The organism is Achromobacter sp. UMC71, from assembly GCF_014170305.1.
Lineage (GTDB): Bacteria > Pseudomonadota > Gammaproteobacteria > Burkholderiales > Burkholderiaceae_B > Achromobacter.
Genome location: NZ_LZZT01000052.1, coordinates 17,379 through 33,291, shown reverse-complemented (window position 1 = coordinate 33,291; position 15,913 = coordinate 17,379). Strand labels below are relative to the sequence as shown.

Below are 15,913 nucleotides of genomic sequence, written 5' to 3'. Positions count from 1 at the left end.
TGACGGCTGGGCCTTGATGCGCATCGCATCGTCAGGCCCGAGCCGTCTGAGCAGGCCTACTGCATCGACCTGGGCGCGTCGTGTGTAAGGCAGCCCAGGCTTGCGTCATCCGTGCAGGCACGCGCGGATTCCAGCAGGGCGTCGGTCAAGGTGCCCACATGCGCGCACAGGCCTTCCACACCGCCCATCAATGCGGTGATGGTCCATGCATCCAACGGCTGTGCGCCGGTTGCGTCGGGTTCGGAGGCGCTGTTGCCGACGAGGCGTGCAATGGTCTCGATCGCGAAGCGGGCGCGTTCGATGTTGTAGAGCGGGGCGAGGGGAACCAGGCCGTGTTCCGGGTCGGTGTCGACCAGCCAAGGGTTTTGGGTGAGGGGGTGGGATTGCATGACAGGCTCCAAAGACTGATGAAGCCCGCTCCCCACTTCCAAATGGGGTGGGCGGGCACGAGGCAAGGTTGGAAGACCGGCGTCTTTGGAAACCGGCGTGCGCGAACGCACCCTCGCCAAGGCCCGCCCATAGGGACGTGCAAAGGCGCTCGGACATGAAAAAGCCGCCAGAGCGGCGGCGGTCCGCCAAAGACATTGCCGGCTTCCAAACCGGGCTACCGGTGGTGCGGTAGTGAAGGGGAGTATACGGCGGCGACCTCAGGCGTTGGTAGGTAGGAAGACCAATTCGCTACAGGATTAAAGCGGTCCATGTCGAGACCACGTCCACCTTCTACCGCTTGGTCACGCGTCAATCGGACGCTAGGTTGTATAAGCACTCGGCTGCATAGCAGCACGACGGATCAGGAAAATCGTAGTCTGAAACCATATTTTTTCCCGCTACGAATGGCTGTCCCAGTATGAATGGGAAAACCTTGAGCATGTACAGGAACACGCCACGAGGTGGATGTGGTCCTACAATCACGAACGCCCAAATATCGCCTCGAGCAGCATTACTCCAAAAAAAGCGGTCTGCCATGGCCACTTAGTTCCTCCTTCTGCTAACCGTGCAAAACAGGGGTATTACCGAGCCCCCAGCCTTAGTCCATAAAATAATTATTTTGAAATTTTTGTATTAAGACATTAGTCAAGCGATGACAAATCATTAACCCAATATATATTATTTTCTCGCTCCCCCACCTTACATAAAGCTCACCCAATCATGAATGAAAAAGAAATCATAGATTATCTAAGAAATGTTCAAAAATCCGCAGAAATAGAAGCAAAGATAAACGGCATAAATATTTGGGCACTTTTGGGCGCGGCAGCACTTATTGCTTGGCAACTTTTGGGCTCCATCGCGCTATGGGATGATATTTATGCCGAGCTGGCTCTACGCGCAACACTGTGTGCGCAAGCACTATATTTTTTGATTTCCCTTACTATACCAAGCAATTATCGCAAAGACGAACCTCGATACATCTCCACTTTCCGCGAAGATGCCTACACACCATTAATTGTAGGCGTCGTGGTATTGCTCCCGGTTTTTTTATATTGGCATTTTATCGGAAGTTCGCTCATCCTAATCCTCCCCGGACTGTTCGGATGCGTTGCCATGTGGATAAGTATAAGCACAATATGTCATTGGCTTAGAGGACCTCACGAGCACCAACTAGATAGACTTCCTAAATCCCACCTATCACTATCTCCCGTGCGCGATCACGTGGTTACTATTATTTTTATAATTTCATTCGGAGTCATGATCGCGAGTGAGCTAAAAAACATGATCCCTACCCTGGCCGTATTACCAGCGGAAGTAAGCAAGAGCTTATGTCTGGTCGCCGTCCTATATATGGTAATTTTGGCCATAATAGCAAAGCGCCAAAAAAATCATAGCATTTCGTGGACATATGGACTGGAAACCGATCTGTTGCTCAAATTAACAGCGCCTGAAGACGCACTAAAGCAAATCGAATACCGCCGCTTGGGCATCCGCCTTCAGGAAGTTATGAACAATTTTTTTAATGATTTGGATGAGACATTTGAAAAATTTGATTATGCTGTGAGACTATGCGCAGAGCAATTGAACACGGCTAGCCAAGTTCCCTCGTATGATGCCGAGGAACGTGCCGCGAGAAGTCAGCGAATAGCCAGCACAGCAGCCAGCCTAATTGCAGAGGCAGAGACAGAACTGGGCAAACTCATTGACTACTTGGATAGACTTGATATCAAACATAAGCTCGATAAGAGGTCGATAGCGCTTGTTTTGCGAAACATTCGAAAACGCCAAGAGGAGTATTCTTCGAAGGCAGTTCAAAAGAAGCGCGAGCTCCAGCTGTTGGTAGAACAATACGCACCTGAGCCTAGATCCAATAAAAACATTTAGAGACTATCGAACCGATATTAAGCTGAAATTTCTCTCGATCTAATTTTAGGCCTCTAGCTGTGCAACTGCAGGGATTCAAGCGCCTCAGCTTTTTTGGCCTGTAGGTCGCTTGCCAGTATGCTCTCCAGCACCCTCTTGATTTTTTATAGTGTCGCGAAAAATAGTGGGAGAACCTCAGAGTCTGACACTTTATTTATCTACCGTATAAAACTTCCGCGGAGCGTCAATTTTGTCTAATATCTACAAATATGCGGGTCCAGACACCTTGGATTTGATTGTTAAAGATAACGGTATTGCGACGCTGAAATGTTCGTACCCGAAGGATTTTAATGATCCGTTTGAACTCTTTCTCACAATTGATTATCAAACCGAGCCAGAGCTTCTTGCGTATTACGAAGAAATTATCGGAGAAATTCCACAACTACCAACGACGTGTTTTTCTCGCTCCCCTGCGGTCGCTCCTATGTGGGCACACTACGCGAACAATCTTCAAGGGTTTGCTATTCAGTTCGATGAACCCTTATTACAGGAAGGACTCCCCGATAGTGGATTCGGCAATGTGTCGTACCTTAGTGGGCCGTCAAAAGGTCTGTTAGATCTTTTAGAAAAGGCCTACACCCTACAAAAACCTAGATATATTGCATGGCTGCAACAAGGTGCTTTCCAAGCGGCATACTATACAAAGGCCGACTATTGGAACTACGAGAATGAACGGCGCATGATCGTCGGGGAAAGCGAAGTTCGATCAATCGGTAGCGTGATGTTGATGGATGCGCCTAAGGGCAGCGTTACCGCCCTCATAGCAGGCCCGCGCGCAAGTGGGGAGCTGTGCCGAAAGCTACAAGAAAAGGCGGATTTATTTGAATGTGAATATTTTCAAATGAAAATCGGGCGTAGCTCGATAACGCCATTTTTTTTAGATGCGGATGGTATCGCCTATCAATTTAACGGGCAGAATTTAGTGCTTGGCCGTGATTTGTGCGATGTTTGCCAAGAGCCCGTGCGAGTCGGGATGGCAACGTGCTCATGGTGCCGGATAAACAAATCGCATCGGGATGAGGCCGCCGGCCGAAATACATTTAGGATAATGGAGAATTATGGAATCCTGGATGGTTATTTGGAAAGTGTTCGACGAATGAATTCAAATAAATGAGCAATTTGGCTCAATTTCGTGATGCTTCTGCTTTTGTTTATTTGGATTTCGCCGATTTAATTTTTTGGATGCCGTTCGTTCCCGACATTCACTAAATATAGCAATGTTGCTGACTTGAGTGCTTCGGCGGACAGTGAAATTAACGGTGTCAGACTCTGCGGTTTCCCCACAAATTTATCGCAATCCTCCCGTGGGTTCAGCGGGTTTGAACGGTCTTTGCAAAAGGCCAAGCATTGACGCCTCAGTCAAAGTCAGCGCACGCTCGGTATAGATCATGGCCCCTAGCGTAAGCAACGAGATGGTTGGCCGGTCTTAGCGATTGTTGGATTCGTAGGGCGGTCTCAGTTTCTCGCGCTCGGCCAGTTTGCCCACCAGCCACAGCAGAAACGTTGCCAACGCGTGGATCAACAACAGAACCTGCAAGCGTGCCGCACCCGCACTTTGGCTGTCCTCGAACGAGAATCCGAACTGATGGGATTTCAAACTACGGAAGGTGCATTCGATGCTCATGCGCTTGCGGTAAATCTCAACAACCTCACGTGCGGTCGTCTCGATTAGCGACAACGATGCACACAGCAACCATTGCTCGCTTTCGCGCCGGGCGCAGACCTCGCTGTGGCTGCTGCGCTTTCGCTGCTTGAATTGTGTCAGGGCCTGGCGTTGCTGGGGCGGCTTGCGTTACAGCACGAGCCGCGCTTGCACAGAGCGCGCTCGGATCATTTCCTGCTCGCCCAGATCTGTAGGTCCAGAACTGGCTGCTGCGTAATCGTCCGTGCATCGACGCCACGGTTCTTGGCCTGAGCGCAGGAACGTGCGGCCACGGATGCGTCCTACCCAGTACCAGTTCAGCTGATTTAGATGACTGAACCAAGGCCCTCGGTCAACAAGAATTTGAGCGTGGTCAGAAATGTCTGTTCTACGTTCGGCGAGTTCTGATCGCGTAGCGGATACACGCTCTCGTAAATCGGCATGGCCGCGCCGCGGGTCGATAGTGCCGCTCGCAATACCAACCAACTGCGATCAGCCTCCAAATCAGACCAATCCACCAGGATCACGGGATGCTGGGCCTGGCCCATGAACTCGCGGCACAGCAGTTAATAGAACATGGGCGTTCGCCATGCAGATGGGTATTGCCCAGCAACCAGTCCATTCGCTTGACCCGATGCCGGATTGCCTGGCCGGCCGGTAAACCGCGCGCCAGTCAGCTTAGGGTCAGCCGGCGCGGTGTCATTGCACTTCGCACCGCGCTCATCAAGGCCTTGAGCCGACTCAGATGCAGGCTTAGGATCGTATCCTGAAGCAGTTTCTGCAATACTCCGACTGCGTGCATGGCCTGTCTTCCTTCAAACGGTTTGGTCGCCTGATGAAGGGTATAGGACTGGGGCCATGCACGCCCTGATCATCCAGCAGCGAATCGTTTGACTTCGCCCGTTATCTCAAGCTTCTGACTTTAAATGAATTTTCCTGAAAATTCATGGGAAAACCTCAGAGTCTGACATCTTTTTCATGCACATTAATGAAAGACGACAAAGTGCGCGAAGGGGCAAACATTTCACTAGTAAGTGTTATGCCGTAGTCTTCTAATATCCGCCGTTTAAAGGGAAATATTTATACATGCGCACCGCCCGCTCCGCTTCTTGCTCCGAAACACACTACATCATTTACCCGCTCAACCCTAGCTTATCAAACAGAATGCGATTACGTCGCTGAGCATTCCGCAGCAACCTATCGTATGAAATCACTTCAATGTATGCAGGAAGATTCGGGGGTTGAAAGTAATATCCCTCCCCATCAAAAGTCTCATGGGCAAAGCTCCGCAGACAGCGCTTTAACGACGGCGTAAGGTCAGCGATAAAATAACCGACAAATCTCAAATTTTTACCATTGATTTGGCGACCCGTGACTGAAGTTACCGAACCATCCCTCAATTCAAAGAAACGATCTGTAATTTGTCTTAATGGATCAGTAATTGAAAAATCATCTCGCTTCGGTCGCTTGAATTCGATTACAACGGCAGCGCCTGTAGCATCCTCAGAATCTGGCCCTACAGTAATTGCACGATCATAAAAGCATCCAATAATGTCAGGCTCTTTATTGGATGTACTCTCAAGACCTGGAATTGATTTCATCTTTTTGTCGGAAGCCAAAATCGAATGAAAACTAAGCCCCTCATCAATTACCCACAAATTCTGCTGATCTCTGAATATATCGACAGAAGTCTTTCCCATTGGAAAAACAAGATTATGTAGATCTTGTTCTAAAGCATATTTTTCATCGTTGGCCAATTTTTGCAACGATCTGTCCAGCAGATCCAAAATGACACGACGATGCACGATATATTTGGCCAACTGGGATTTTCCAAGCTCGTTTTCAGTTTCTGTATATTCTTCCAATCTTTGACGATAATCTGCTTCCAACCCATCGTCCAACAACTTGCGTATTTGCGAGCCTTCGGCGCGATGGTCGGATTCAATCTCTCGAAGCTCCCGCCACAATTCCGCCTCGATGGCATTTCTCCCTCCGCTAAATCTCACTCGCCGAAGGACACGAGCACGGTATTTTGTGTGTGACAGAATTCGATACTCAGGCATCTCTCGGACAAGCTCTTCCAATTGAGCTTCCCTTTTTGAGACAGTCTCGTCAATTTCCTTCCTGAATCTATCTCGCACAGTCTCCCCGATTTTTTCCAGAAGATCTGCTTTGTTAATTAGCTGTTCGTCTTCGAACTCACCGTTATCGCTCTGAAAAATTACGCTGGTACGCGTTAGATCCAAATGTCGATCTAGATAATCACCACTTACAAGCACCCGAAGCCCGTATGGTTTGCCATTCTCATCGAGCAGACGTTCAGGCATTTCTGTAGCAATTTTTCCAAGCTCTTCTTCGGTAACAGCCCTTCCGTTTCCGCACAACACAATCCGAGGCACCGCGTTTGCTCTATAACTCCGGACATAAGCTAGTTCGAAGGGATGCCCTAGATAGTTGATCGTATCTCGCGCCGTACGTGATCCAATACTGTCATCATACAAAGCCCTGAGATCTACTGTCCTGTCACCAGCTCGCACCGAGATTTTTGGCATCCGTCCCAACGCGAACAGCGGCAAAAAGTGCTCAATTATTCGTTCCGCTACTACTGTAGGATCCGACGGAAGAAATCTGACATATGTTTCACGAGCGCCCCTCAGACGAATAGCCGTTTGGCACGGCCCCACATATTCAGCCTTCGATTCGATCTGAACTTCATTGGCCGCATCAAAAGTGAAGCAAATGCGTTCGTATAGCCGATCACCATTTCCATACACACTCTCCACTTTCGCATCAGCGAAGACTTTCAGGAAGGTAAATCGGCCAAAACCCTTTCCGCCAATTCCGAGTTTTCGATTGCTATAGACCTTTTTAAAGGAAGCCAAATTATCGGCATGAAAGCCAGCGCCATTATCTGCAATGGCAATTTCGTCGACGGGCCAGGCTGCACCCTCCGTTTCTGGAGCGCCCAGCAGATCACGACGTTCGAATATATCGACTTCAATTACACCTTGCCGCGTATCGTCGTCGAACCGTTCGTCGATCGCATGCATGCTGTTTGAAACTGCTTCAAACAGCGGAATCATTGCCCGCTTGGCAGGCAGACCAATCGATCGAACCAGGTTTTCTACGTCGCTATCCACAGGCGTCCTCTTTTTGGCGTTGCTCTATTTCTCTTCGTAGCGGGCAAACCGTCAGATTTTCAACAAAGCGGTATTGCAAACTAATGTTCCATTGAGCATAGAGTGAAATATATCTCTGTTTACGTATCAGCGATAGTATATGTTTCGAAGCCAGCTTGAACCATTATGTGGAATTAGCAAATTCAGGGTTCGCACTGACATGGAGTCATCGACTGAGAACCTATTCGGATCTTACTTGTTTTCAAAGACATTTTTGAAAGAATCGCCGAACAACCATTGAAACCGCCTTACACTTTTCACACCTATAAACAATAACCGCCGATAAAACAAGGGCCGCAAATGCGGCCCTTTTTAAAACATAAAAACAGATTACTCTTTACGCACCCGCGCAATCAACCCATCCAGCTGCTTGAGCATCGTCTCAATCTCCTCAGCCGTCACATTCAACGCCGGCATGAAACGCAGCAGATTCGGACGCGGCGCATTCAACAGCAACCCAGCCGGAGCCAGATTACGCGCAGCTTCAACGATGGCGGGGCCGTCGTCGCGATCCATGATCAGAGCGCGCAGCAACCCCATCCCACGCTCGCCCTTCATGCCGTACTTAGCCGACAGCGCCAACAGCCCTTCGGACAACTGCTTCGCACGCGCATTGACCGACTCCATAAACCCAGGCGCAGCCAGCGCATCAAACACCGCCACCCCCACAGCCGCCATCAACGGATTGCCGTTATACGTGCCGCCCTGGTCCCCGTGCGAGAACACGCAGACTTCCTGACGCGCCAACAACGCCGCCAGCGGCACACCGCCACCAATCCCCTTGGCCAGCGTCATGATGTCCGGCACCACGTCCGACTGCTGATACGCAAACATCGTGCCCGTACGGCCCATGCCGGTCTGCACTTCATCCACAATGAATAGCAGCTTGTGCTCATCGGCCAGCTTGCGCAGGCCCTGCATGAATTCCTTGGTCGCGGGGATGACGCCAGCTTCGCCCTGGACGGGTTCCAGCATGATGGCGACGGTCTGATCATCAATCAGCTTGCGCACCGATTCAAGATCATTGATCTCCGCCTTCGGGAACCCTTCCACCTGCGGCGCGAACATCTTGTCCCAGCCCGGCTTGCCCGACGCGGACATCGTGGCCAGGGTGCGGCCGTGGAAGCCGTGGTTCATGGTGATGATCTTGTAGGCGCCTTTCTTGTTGACCTGGCCCCACTTGCGCGCCAGCTTGATGGCGCCTTCGTTGGCTTCGCCGCCGCTGTTGGCGAAGAAGACGCGGTCGAAGACCGAGGCGCCGGTCAGGCGCTGGGCCAGTTCGATGGACGGGAGGTTGTAGAACGCCGGAGACGGGTTCATCAGCAGTTTGGACTGCTCGAGCAGGGCTTTCTGCATTTCCGGGGCGCAGTGGCCCAGGGTGTTGACGGCCCAGCCCTGGACGAAGTCCAGGTATCGCTTGCCCGCGTGATCCTCCAGCCAGGATCCCTGGCCGCGCACGAACACGAGGTCCGGGCGGGAGGTGATCTCCATGAGGGCGTTGACGTTGAACTGGCTGAATTCCATGGCGGTTCCTGCTGAAATGGGAGGACAGGGGTTGAAAAGGGTGGGAAACGCTAAAAGGTGAATTTAGCACCGGCGCGGGAATGCTATCGTGACGCACCCCCTGCCGATCCGCCCCCGGGCCGCCCCAAAAGGGCCGCCAGCGCGGGGCTCTCTATTTTATGCAACAGGCGCGGCACTGCGCGGCGCCTTCTGTCGCTTTTTACTGACCGATCATGACAAGAATTCTTTCCAGTCTCGCCGCCGGCCTGGTGCTGGCCGCTGCCGCCACGGCGGCGCACGCTGAATATCCCGACCGCGCCATCCGCCTGATCGTGCCTTTCCCGCCGGGGCAGGCCACCGACATTTTTGCCCGGGCCCTGGCCGAAAAGCTGGGCACGGCGCTGAAACAGCCCATCGTGGTGGAAAACCGCGCGGGCGCGGGCAGCAATATCGGCATGGAGCAGGCCGCGCGCGCGACGCCGGACGGCTACACGCTGGTGATCGCGGGCTCTGCCGCGGCGGTGAACCAGACGCTGTACAAGACCATCAATTACAGCCTGACGAACGATTTTGCGCCGGTCTCGGGGGTGTTTTCGGTGCCGCTGATGTTCCTGGCGACGCCGGCGTCGGGGATTACGTCGCTCAAGCAATTGGTGACGCAGGCGCGCGCCAATCCGGGCGAGCTGGCCTACGCTAGCGCGGGGATCGGCGGCACGCAGCATTTGTCGGCCGAGATGTTCAAGGCGGCGGCCAATATCGATATCCGCCACATTCCGTACAAGGGCAGCGGCCCGGCGCAGGCGGATTTTCTGGGCCATCAGGTGCCGTTGATGGTGGATTCGGTGACGGCGGGCCTGCCGCACGTGCAGAGCAAGAAGGCGGTGGCGCTGGCGGTGACGACGGCCAAGCGCCTGCCGCAGTTGCCGGACGTGCCGACGGTGGCGGAAAGCGGTTATCCGGGCTTTGAGGCGATCGGCTGGGCGTCGGTGCTGGCGCCGCGTGATACGCCGCCGGCGATTACGAAGTACCTGAGCCAGCAGATCGGCCATGTGCTGGGCACGCCGGAAATGCAGAAGTTCTTCCGGGATCGTGGCGCGGAACCGATGCCGCTGACGCCCGAGGCCACCGGCACGTTCATCGCGGGCGAGGTGGACAAGTGGGGCAAGGCTGTGAAGCAGTCCGGCGCACAGGTGGACTGACGGCGAGTGAAATAGGACGGGTCGCAGGCGTTTGCCCCATGGGCGCTGCGACCGGCCCGCCCGCCAATGCGTGGCTGGCCAGCCATCAATGCGACGAGCAGCGGCCGCATGGCGTGACGTCCTGCGGCCGCTGCCGTTCGCCCAGCCGGCAGCGCAACGCCGCCGGCTTGCCCCGGGTCAGGTGTTGTCTTTCACCGTGGGGGTCGGCCCGTTGGTCTTGACGGACGCAATGCCGTTATCCCGGGCCGAGGTGCTGGAATACATTTCGCTGCGGCCAAGGGTCTGGCCGTTGGATGCGGTCAAGGTGAAGTAGGGCGAGTTGTCGGAGGCGGTCTTGCGCTGATAGCGCGCGTCGATGGGCGAGTTCTGCTGCACCGAGCGGATGCCTTCCTGTGCGCTGGCCTTGGTGGTGTAGCGCTCGCTGGTAAGTATGACTTCGTGGTTCGCGGCTTTCAGATTGAACAGGTACTGGTCGCCACTGCGCTTCAAATCGTAGTAACCACTCATGGAAATCTCCGGTCAGGGGATGGATTCAAGAATTGGCCAATACTGCGATGCGTGCGTTGTGAACGCCGGGCCATCGTAATGGATGTGCCGCCCAGGGGAAATAGCGGCGCAGGTTCCAAACCGGTGCGCGCCATGCGCCGGGACGACGCGTCACGCACCAATCGGGTGCACATTCAGCGGCCCGCTACGCCGTGCTCCCGGCGGCGGCGAAATGGCACGGAACTTGCTTTTCCAGTTTTGTATACCGAATTGGTGTGCAACGCCGAACCCCGCTCTTGGGACGGCGCGCCCTGGAGAGTTCCTCATGAAGCGTAGAACCCTGTTGCTGTCCCTTTGCACCGCCGCCACGCTGCTGGCCGCGCCGCTTACGCATGCCGACACGCTGGACGATATCGTCAAGAGCGGCACCATCAAGATCGCCGTGCCGCAGGACTTTCCGCCGTTTGGGTCGGTGGGCGCGGACATGAAGCCGCTGGGCTACGACATCGATACCGCGGCGCTGATCGCCAAGCAGCTGGGCGTGAAGCTGGAACTGGTGCCGGTGACCAGCGCCAACCGGGTGCCGTACTTGCAGACGCGCAAGGTGGACCTGGTGATTTCCAGCCTGGGCAAGAATCCGGAACGCGAGAAGGCGATCGACTTCTCGGACGCGTATGCGCCGTTCTTCAATGGCGTGTTCGGCCCGGCGGACCTGAAGGTGGCGTCGGCCGCGGACCTGGCGGGCAAGACTATCGGCGTGACGCGCGGTGCGGTGGAAGACATCGAGCTGACCAAGATTGCGCCGCCCACGGCCACGCTCAAGCGCTATGAAGACAACAACGGCACCATCACGGCCTTTCTGTCGGGGCAGGTGCCGCTGATTGCGACGGGCAACGTGGTGGCCGCGGCGATTCTGGCGCGCAACCCGCCCAAGAAGCCCGAGACCAAGTTCCTGATCAAGGATTCGCCCTGCTACATCGGCCTGAACAAGGACGAGCCGAAGCTGCGCGCCAAGGTCAACGAGATTCTGGCGGGCGCCAAGCGCGACGGGTCGCTGGCGGCGATTTCGAAGAAGTGGCTGGGCGCCGACCTGCCCAAGGATCTGTAAGGCAGGCGCGAGCGCCGGGGCGCCCTGATGGCTTATCAATTCGACTTCGCTTCCATGCTGGACTACACGCCGGTGCTCATCAAGGGCATCGGCGTGACGGTCGAGCTGATCGCCTTTGGCGCCGTGGCCGGGGTGGCGCTGGGCATCGGCTGCGCGTGGGCGCGCACGCACGGTCCGCGCTGGCTGCGCGTGCCGGTCGCCGCATATGTGGAGGCGGTGCGCAACACGCCTTTTCTGATCCAGCTGTTCTTCGTGTTTTTTGGCCTGCCGTCGCTGGGCATCCAGCTGGGCGAGATGCAGGCGGCCTGTCTGGCGATGGCGTTGAACCTGGGCGCCTACAGCGCCGAGATCATCCGCGCGGGCATCGATGCCACGCCCAAGGGCCAGTACGAGGCCGGCGCGAGCCTGGCGATGACGCGCGGGCAGGTGTTCCGGCACATTGTGCTGAAACCCGCGCTGGCGCGCATCTGGCCGGCGCTGTCGTCGCAGATCGTGATCGTGATGCTGGGCTCGGCGGTGTGTTCGCAGATCGCGGCCGAGGACCTGACGTTTGCGGCCAACTTTATTCAGTCGCGCAATTTTCGGGCGTTTGAAGTGTATTTCGTGACGACCGGCATCTATCTGGCGCTGTCGGTGCTGCTACGCCAACTGCTGCGCATGACGGGCAAGCGGCTGTTTCGCAAGGCGGTGCGATGATCGAATTCTCTACCTGGGACATTGTCCGCAACCTGCTGCTGGCCGCGCGCTGGACCATCGTGCTGTCGCTGGTGGCGTTCGTGGGCGGCGCGTTGATGGGGTCGCTGGCGCTGATGATGCGCACTTCGCGCGTGACGCTGATGCGGCGCATCAGCTGGGCCTACATCGAACTTTTTCAGGGCACGCCGCTGTTGATGCAGCTGTTCCTGGCGTTCTTCGGGCTGTCGCTGGCGGGCATCGAGGTGCCGCCGTGGCTGGCCGCGGGCGCGGCGCTGACGCTGTGGTCGGGGGCCTTTCTGGCCGAGATCTGGCGCGGCTGCGTCGAGGCGATTCCGAAAGGACAGTGGGAAGCCTCGGCCAGCCTGGCGCTGGGCTACGTGCAGCAGATGCGCTACGTGGTGCTGCCGCAGGCGCTGCGCATCGGTGTCGCGCCTACCGTCGGCTTTGCGGTGCAGATCGTCAAGAGCACGGCGCTGACCTCGATCATCGGTTTCACCGAGCTGTCCAAGGCCAGCACGGTGATCACCAACGCCACCTTCAGCCCCTTCACCGTCTATGCCTGCGCCGCGCTCATCTACTTTGCGCTGTGCTGGCCCCTGTCGCGCCTCAGCCTTAGGCTGGAAAGGAAGTTGCATGCCCCTCATCGCCCTTGAAGACGTCCGCAAGAAGTTCGGCGACAACGAAGTCCTGAAAGGGGTGACGTTGCGCGTGGAGCCCGGCGAGGTGATCGCCATCATCGGCAAGAGCGGCTCGGGCAAGAGCACGCTGTTGCGCTGCGTGAACGGGCTGGAACAGATCGACAGCGGCGCCATCATGGTGGCTGATGCGCAGTTGGGCGACGACGAGCTGCGGCTGCGAGCCTTGCGGCTGAAGGTGGGCATGATCTTTCAGCAGTTCAACCTGTTTCCGCACCTGACGGTGGGACGCAACGTGATGCTGTCGCCGATGGTGGCCAAGCGGCTGCCGGAAGCGCAGGCGGCCGACCTGGCGCGCGCCATGCTGACGCGCGTGGGCTTGGGTCACAAGTTCGATGCGTGGCCCGAGGAATTGTCGGGCGGACAGCAGCAGCGCGTGGCGATTGCCCGCGCGCTGGCGATGCAGCCGCTGGCGCTGCTGTGCGATGAAATCACGTCGGCGCTGGACCCGGAGCTGGTCAACGAGGTGCTGGCGGTGGTGCGCGAGCTGGCCGCCGACGGCATGACGCTGTTGATGGTGACGCACGAAATGCGCTTTGCGCGCGAGGTCTGCGACCGCGTGGTGTTCATGCACCAGGGCAGGGTGCACGAGATCGGTCCGCCCGAGGAATTGTTCACGTCGCCGGCAACGCCAGAGCTGCGGCAGTTTCTGGGGATGACGGACCTGGCGCGCTAGCCAGGCGCCCGGCGCCGACGCATCGCGGCGCCGGCCCCAGGCAACCGGGTATCAACGCGAGAAGCCGCGCGCCGAGATTTCCCAGATGTCCTGCACGATGCCGTCGCGAACCACCACCAGGCCGTCGTGCAGGTTGAAGGTGGGGTCCACGTGCGACGGCACCAGCAGCAGCGTGTCGCCCAGCGCGGGGGGCTGCGTGCCTTCGGCGACACGCACCACGCCGTGCTCGTCGTTGATGGCCGCGTACTTCAGGCCCGGCGTGCCGTGGATCGCGGGCGGGCCGCATTCGGCGGTGGTGGACTTCAAGCCCGCGTCCAGGATGACGCGGCCGGGCGCGGGCGTGCTCATCACGGTCGACAGCACGAACAGGCTGTTCTTGAAGGTGAGCGGGCCGTCCCAGTCGTTGGCGCCATAGTCGCCGTCCATGAAGGCATACGACCCGGCCTGCAGCTCGGTGAAGACGCCGCTGGCGGCGTCGAATTCGGCGCTGCCGGTGCCGCCGCCCGTGATGGTGTCGCAGGCAATGCCGCTTTCCCGCAGCAGCAGCTGGTACGAGGCGGCGATGCGCGCGGCCTGGCGGCAGACCTCGGCGCGTTCCTGACGGGTACGGAAATGCTGCACCGACCCGTGATAGGCCTGCAGGCCGGCGAATTCCACGCCCGGCAGCGCCCGCGCCTGTTGCGCCAGCGCCAGCACCGTGGCGTCGTCGGACACGCCGCAGCGGCCCTGGCCGACGTCCACTTCCACCAGCACGTCGACCTGGGCGCCCGCGGCGGCCATGGCCTGCGAGATCTGCGCCAGGTTGGCGGCATTGTCGACACAGACACTGATCTTGGCGGCGCGCGCCAGCTGGGCCAGCAGCTTGAGCTTGGCCGGGCCGACCACTTCGTTGCTGATGTGGATGTCGCGGATGCCGGCGGCCACGAAGGGCAGGGCCTCGCTGACCTTCTGGCAACAGATGCCGCGCGCGCCCAGCGCCAGCTGGCGCAGCGCGATCTCGGGGCATTTATGAGCCTTGGCGTGCGGCCGCAGCGCGACCTCGTGGCGGTCGGCCCAGGCCTGCATGGCGCGCAGGTTGGCTTCGAAGGCGGCCAGGTCCAGCACCAGACTGGGCGTGTCGACGCTGGCCAAGGGGTCGCCAACCTGGGCGGGCGGGGGCAGCGCGATGCCGCGTATGACTTCCTGGGACATCTGGACACTCCGTTATCTGCTGTACGAAAGAAGTCGCCACCCCCAGGTAAACGATAGCCCTGCAAGCATTGGCTGGGGGGTGCCGCCATGCCAGAATTTCACCACAAATAGAGCCCCCCACGGCGGGCCCGCGACAAGCGGGCCTTTTGCTCGATAAGGGGGGCCAGGCCCCGAAACGGCAACGCAGCGCAAAGCATGCCCCTTATCGAACCCTGGAGAAGCTCGCATGAAATCAAAAAGCTGGATCACCACCCTGGCCTTGGCGTTGTCCCTGACGGCCGCGGCCGGCGCGGCGCAGGCGCAGCAGTTCTTCCGCATCGGCACCGGCGGCACCGCCGGCACCTACTATCCCATCGGCGGCATCATCGGCAACGCGGTATCGCAGCCTGGCAAGCTGATCGCCACGGCGGTGGCGTCCAACGGCTCGGTCGCCAACATCAACGGCATCATCGGCGGGTCCTTTGAGGCGGGCTTCACCCAATCCGACGTGGCGTTCTGGGCCTACAGCGGCACCGGCACCTTCGAAGGCAAGCCCAAGGCCCAAGACCTGCGCCTGATCGCCACGCTGTATCCGGAAAGCATCCACCTGGTGACGCGCAAGGGCGCGGGCATCAAGGGCGTGGCGGACCTGAAGGGCAAGCGCGTGTCGATGGACGAACCCGGCTCTGGCACCCTGGTCGACGTGCGCCTGATCCTGGGCGCCTATGGCCTGACCGACAAGGACATCAAGGCCGAATACCTCAAGCCCAACCAGGCGGGCGACAAGCTCAAGGACGGCGGGCTGGATGCGTTCTTCTTCGTGGGCGGGGCCCCCGCCGGCGCCATCGCCGAACTGGCGTCCACGGGCGGCATCGAACTGGTGCCGCTGGTGGGACCGGAAATCGACGCGCTGCGCGCCAAGCAGGAGTTCTTCACGCCCGACGTGATCGCCGCCAACACGTACCAGAACGTGCCCGAAGTGAAGACCATTTCGGTCAACGCGCAGATGGTCACATCGGCCAAGATCCCCGAGCAGACCGTGTACGAGGTGACCAAGGCGCTGTACAGCGACGCCACCCGCAAGACGCTGGACTCGGGCCATGCCAAGGGCAAGCTCATCACGCGCGACAACGCGGTCAAGGGCGCCGGCATTCCGTTCCATCCCGGCGCCGAGAAGTTCTACAAGGAAGTCGGCCTGCTGAAGTAG

Annotated in this window: 15 protein-coding genes and 1 pseudogene; 9 read left to right on the top strand and 7 right to left on the bottom strand. The window is 57.7% G+C overall.

The features are described from left to right. Positions 1-56: 56 nt before the first annotated feature. On the bottom strand, positions 57-389 hold the full coding sequence (locus A9974_RS25955; RefSeq protein WP_183007051.1) for a hypothetical protein: 333 nt from the start codon (positions 387-389) through the stop codon (positions 57-59). A gap of 436 nt (positions 390-825) precedes the next feature. Here A9974_RS25955 and A9974_RS29560 point away from each other — a divergent pair. From A9974_RS29560 to A9974_RS25940, 3 genes and pseudogenes are all read left to right on the top strand, one after another. Beyond that, a pseudogene (locus A9974_RS29560) lies at positions 826-954 on the top strand (integrase core domain-containing protein); the annotation flags it as partial. Between the two features lie 195 nt (positions 955-1,149). Further along, the gene (locus A9974_RS25945; protein ID WP_183007050.1) at positions 1,150-2,313 is read left to right on the top strand and encodes a hypothetical protein; all 1,164 of its coding nucleotides are present in this window, start codon (positions 1,150-1,152) and stop codon (positions 2,311-2,313) included. A gap of 229 nt (positions 2,314-2,542) precedes the next feature. Continuing rightward, entirely contained in the window at positions 2,543-3,466 is a 924-nt protein-coding gene (locus tag A9974_RS25940) for a DUF2971 domain-containing protein (protein WP_183007049.1), read from the top strand. Positions 3,467-3,778: 312 nt separating this feature from the next. Here the strand turns inward: A9974_RS25940 and A9974_RS25935 are convergent, their stop codons facing one another. From A9974_RS25935 to A9974_RS25920, 4 genes are all read right to left on the bottom strand, one after another. Further along, positions 3,779-4,117 carry a transposase gene (locus tag A9974_RS25935; RefSeq protein WP_183007080.1) on the bottom strand — a complete coding sequence of 113 codons (339 nt, stop codon included), beginning with the start codon at positions 4,115-4,117 and terminating at the stop codon, positions 3,779-3,781. A gap of 203 nt (positions 4,118-4,320) precedes the next feature. Then, a complete protein-coding gene (locus tag A9974_RS25930; RefSeq protein ID WP_183007048.1) occupies positions 4,321-4,542 on the bottom strand; it encodes a hypothetical protein in 222 nt (73 codons plus the stop codon). Positions 4,543-5,127: 585 nt separating this feature from the next. Further along, positions 5,128-7,134 carry an ATP-binding protein gene (locus A9974_RS25925; protein WP_183007047.1) on the bottom strand — a complete coding sequence of 669 codons (2,007 nt, stop codon included), beginning with the start codon at positions 7,132-7,134 and terminating at the stop codon, positions 5,128-5,130. Positions 7,135-7,503: 369 nt separating this feature from the next. Continuing rightward, complete coding sequence (locus A9974_RS25920; protein ID WP_183007046.1) at positions 7,504-8,697, bottom strand: acetylornithine transaminase; 1,194 nt, start codon at positions 8,695-8,697, stop codon at positions 7,504-7,506. Positions 8,698-8,909: 212 nt separating this feature from the next. Between A9974_RS25920 and A9974_RS25915 the strand changes: the two genes are divergently transcribed. Then, the gene (locus A9974_RS25915; protein WP_183007045.1) at positions 8,910-9,875 is read left to right on the top strand and encodes a tripartite tricarboxylate transporter substrate binding protein; all 966 of its coding nucleotides are present in this window, start codon (positions 8,910-8,912) and stop codon (positions 9,873-9,875) included. A 177-nt stretch (positions 9,876-10,052) separates the two neighbouring features. Here A9974_RS25915 and A9974_RS25910 read toward each other — a convergent pair whose 3' ends face one another. Then, entirely contained in the window at positions 10,053-10,382 is a 330-nt protein-coding gene (locus A9974_RS25910; protein ID WP_183007044.1) for a YegP family protein, read from the bottom strand. Between the two features lie 304 nt (positions 10,383-10,686). Here A9974_RS25910 and A9974_RS25905 point away from each other — a divergent pair, with 304 nt between their 5' ends. Genes A9974_RS25905 through A9974_RS25890 form a run of 4 tightly spaced genes read left to right on the top strand, consistent with a single transcriptional unit; the run spans position 10,687 to position 13,536 of the window. After that, entirely contained in the window at positions 10,687-11,469 is a 783-nt protein-coding gene (locus A9974_RS25905; RefSeq protein ID WP_183007043.1) for a transporter substrate-binding domain-containing protein, read from the top strand. A gap of 27 nt (positions 11,470-11,496) precedes the next feature. Beyond that, on the top strand, positions 11,497-12,165 hold the full coding sequence (locus A9974_RS25900) for an amino acid ABC transporter permease (RefSeq protein WP_183007042.1): 669 nt from the start codon (positions 11,497-11,499) through the stop codon (positions 12,163-12,165). Further along, positions 12,162-12,818: an amino acid ABC transporter permease gene (locus tag A9974_RS25895; protein WP_183007041.1), complete on the top strand. Its 657-nt coding sequence runs from the start codon at positions 12,162-12,164 to the stop codon at positions 12,816-12,818. The genes A9974_RS25900 and A9974_RS25895 overlap by 4 nt, the downstream gene beginning before the upstream one ends. Then, positions 12,799-13,536 carry an amino acid ABC transporter ATP-binding protein gene (locus tag A9974_RS25890; RefSeq protein WP_183007040.1) on the top strand — a complete coding sequence of 246 codons (738 nt, stop codon included), beginning with the start codon at positions 12,799-12,801 and terminating at the stop codon, positions 13,534-13,536. The genes A9974_RS25895 and A9974_RS25890 overlap by 20 nt, the downstream gene beginning before the upstream one ends. Before the next feature lie 51 nt (positions 13,537-13,587). On the opposite strand, the gene A9974_RS25885 is transcribed toward A9974_RS25890, so the two are convergent. Continuing rightward, complete coding sequence (locus tag A9974_RS25885) at positions 13,588-14,727, bottom strand: DSD1 family PLP-dependent enzyme (RefSeq protein ID WP_183007039.1); 1,140 nt, start codon at positions 14,725-14,727, stop codon at positions 13,588-13,590. A 226-nt stretch (positions 14,728-14,953) separates the two neighbouring features. Between A9974_RS25885 and A9974_RS25880 the strand changes: the two genes are divergently transcribed. After that, positions 14,954-15,913, top strand: a complete 960-nt coding sequence (locus tag A9974_RS25880) for a TAXI family TRAP transporter solute-binding subunit (RefSeq protein WP_175192247.1) — start codon at positions 14,954-14,956, stop codon at positions 15,911-15,913.

Bases quoted from the DNA above. Each gene is read 5' to 3' on its own strand.
- A9974_RS25955 (WP_183007051.1), bottom strand. From the start codon at position 389: ATGCAATCCCACCCCCTCACCCAAAACCCTTGGCTGGTCGACACCGAC.
- A9974_RS25945 (WP_183007050.1), top strand. From the start codon at position 1,150: ATGAATGAAAAAGAAATCATAGATTATCTAAGAAATGTTCAAAAATCC.
- A9974_RS25930 (WP_183007048.1), bottom strand. From the start codon at position 4,542: ATGGGCCAGGCCCAGCATCCCGTGATCCTGGTGGATTGGTCTGATTTG.
- A9974_RS25920 (WP_183007046.1), bottom strand. From the start codon at position 8,697: ATGGAATTCAGCCAGTTCAACGTCAACGCCCTCATGGAGATCACCTCC.
- A9974_RS25915 (WP_183007045.1), top strand. From the start codon at position 8,910: ATGACAAGAATTCTTTCCAGTCTCGCCGCCGGCCTGGTGCTGGCCGCT.
- A9974_RS25910 (WP_183007044.1), bottom strand. From the start codon at position 10,382: ATGAGTGGTTACTACGATTTGAAGCGCAGTGGCGACCAGTACCTGTTC.
- A9974_RS25905 (WP_183007043.1), top strand. From the start codon at position 10,687: ATGAAGCGTAGAACCCTGTTGCTGTCCCTTTGCACCGCCGCCACGCTG.
- A9974_RS25900 (WP_183007042.1), top strand. From the start codon at position 11,497: ATGGCTTATCAATTCGACTTCGCTTCCATGCTGGACTACACGCCGGTG.
- A9974_RS25895 (WP_183007041.1), top strand. From the start codon at position 12,162: ATGATCGAATTCTCTACCTGGGACATTGTCCGCAACCTGCTGCTGGCC.
- A9974_RS25890 (WP_183007040.1), top strand. From the start codon at position 12,799: ATGCCCCTCATCGCCCTTGAAGACGTCCGCAAGAAGTTCGGCGACAAC.
- A9974_RS25885 (WP_183007039.1), bottom strand. From the start codon at position 14,727: ATGTCCCAGGAAGTCATACGCGGCATCGCGCTGCCCCCGCCCGCCCAG.
- A9974_RS25880 (WP_175192247.1), top strand. From the start codon at position 14,954: ATGAAATCAAAAAGCTGGATCACCACCCTGGCCTTGGCGTTGTCCCTG.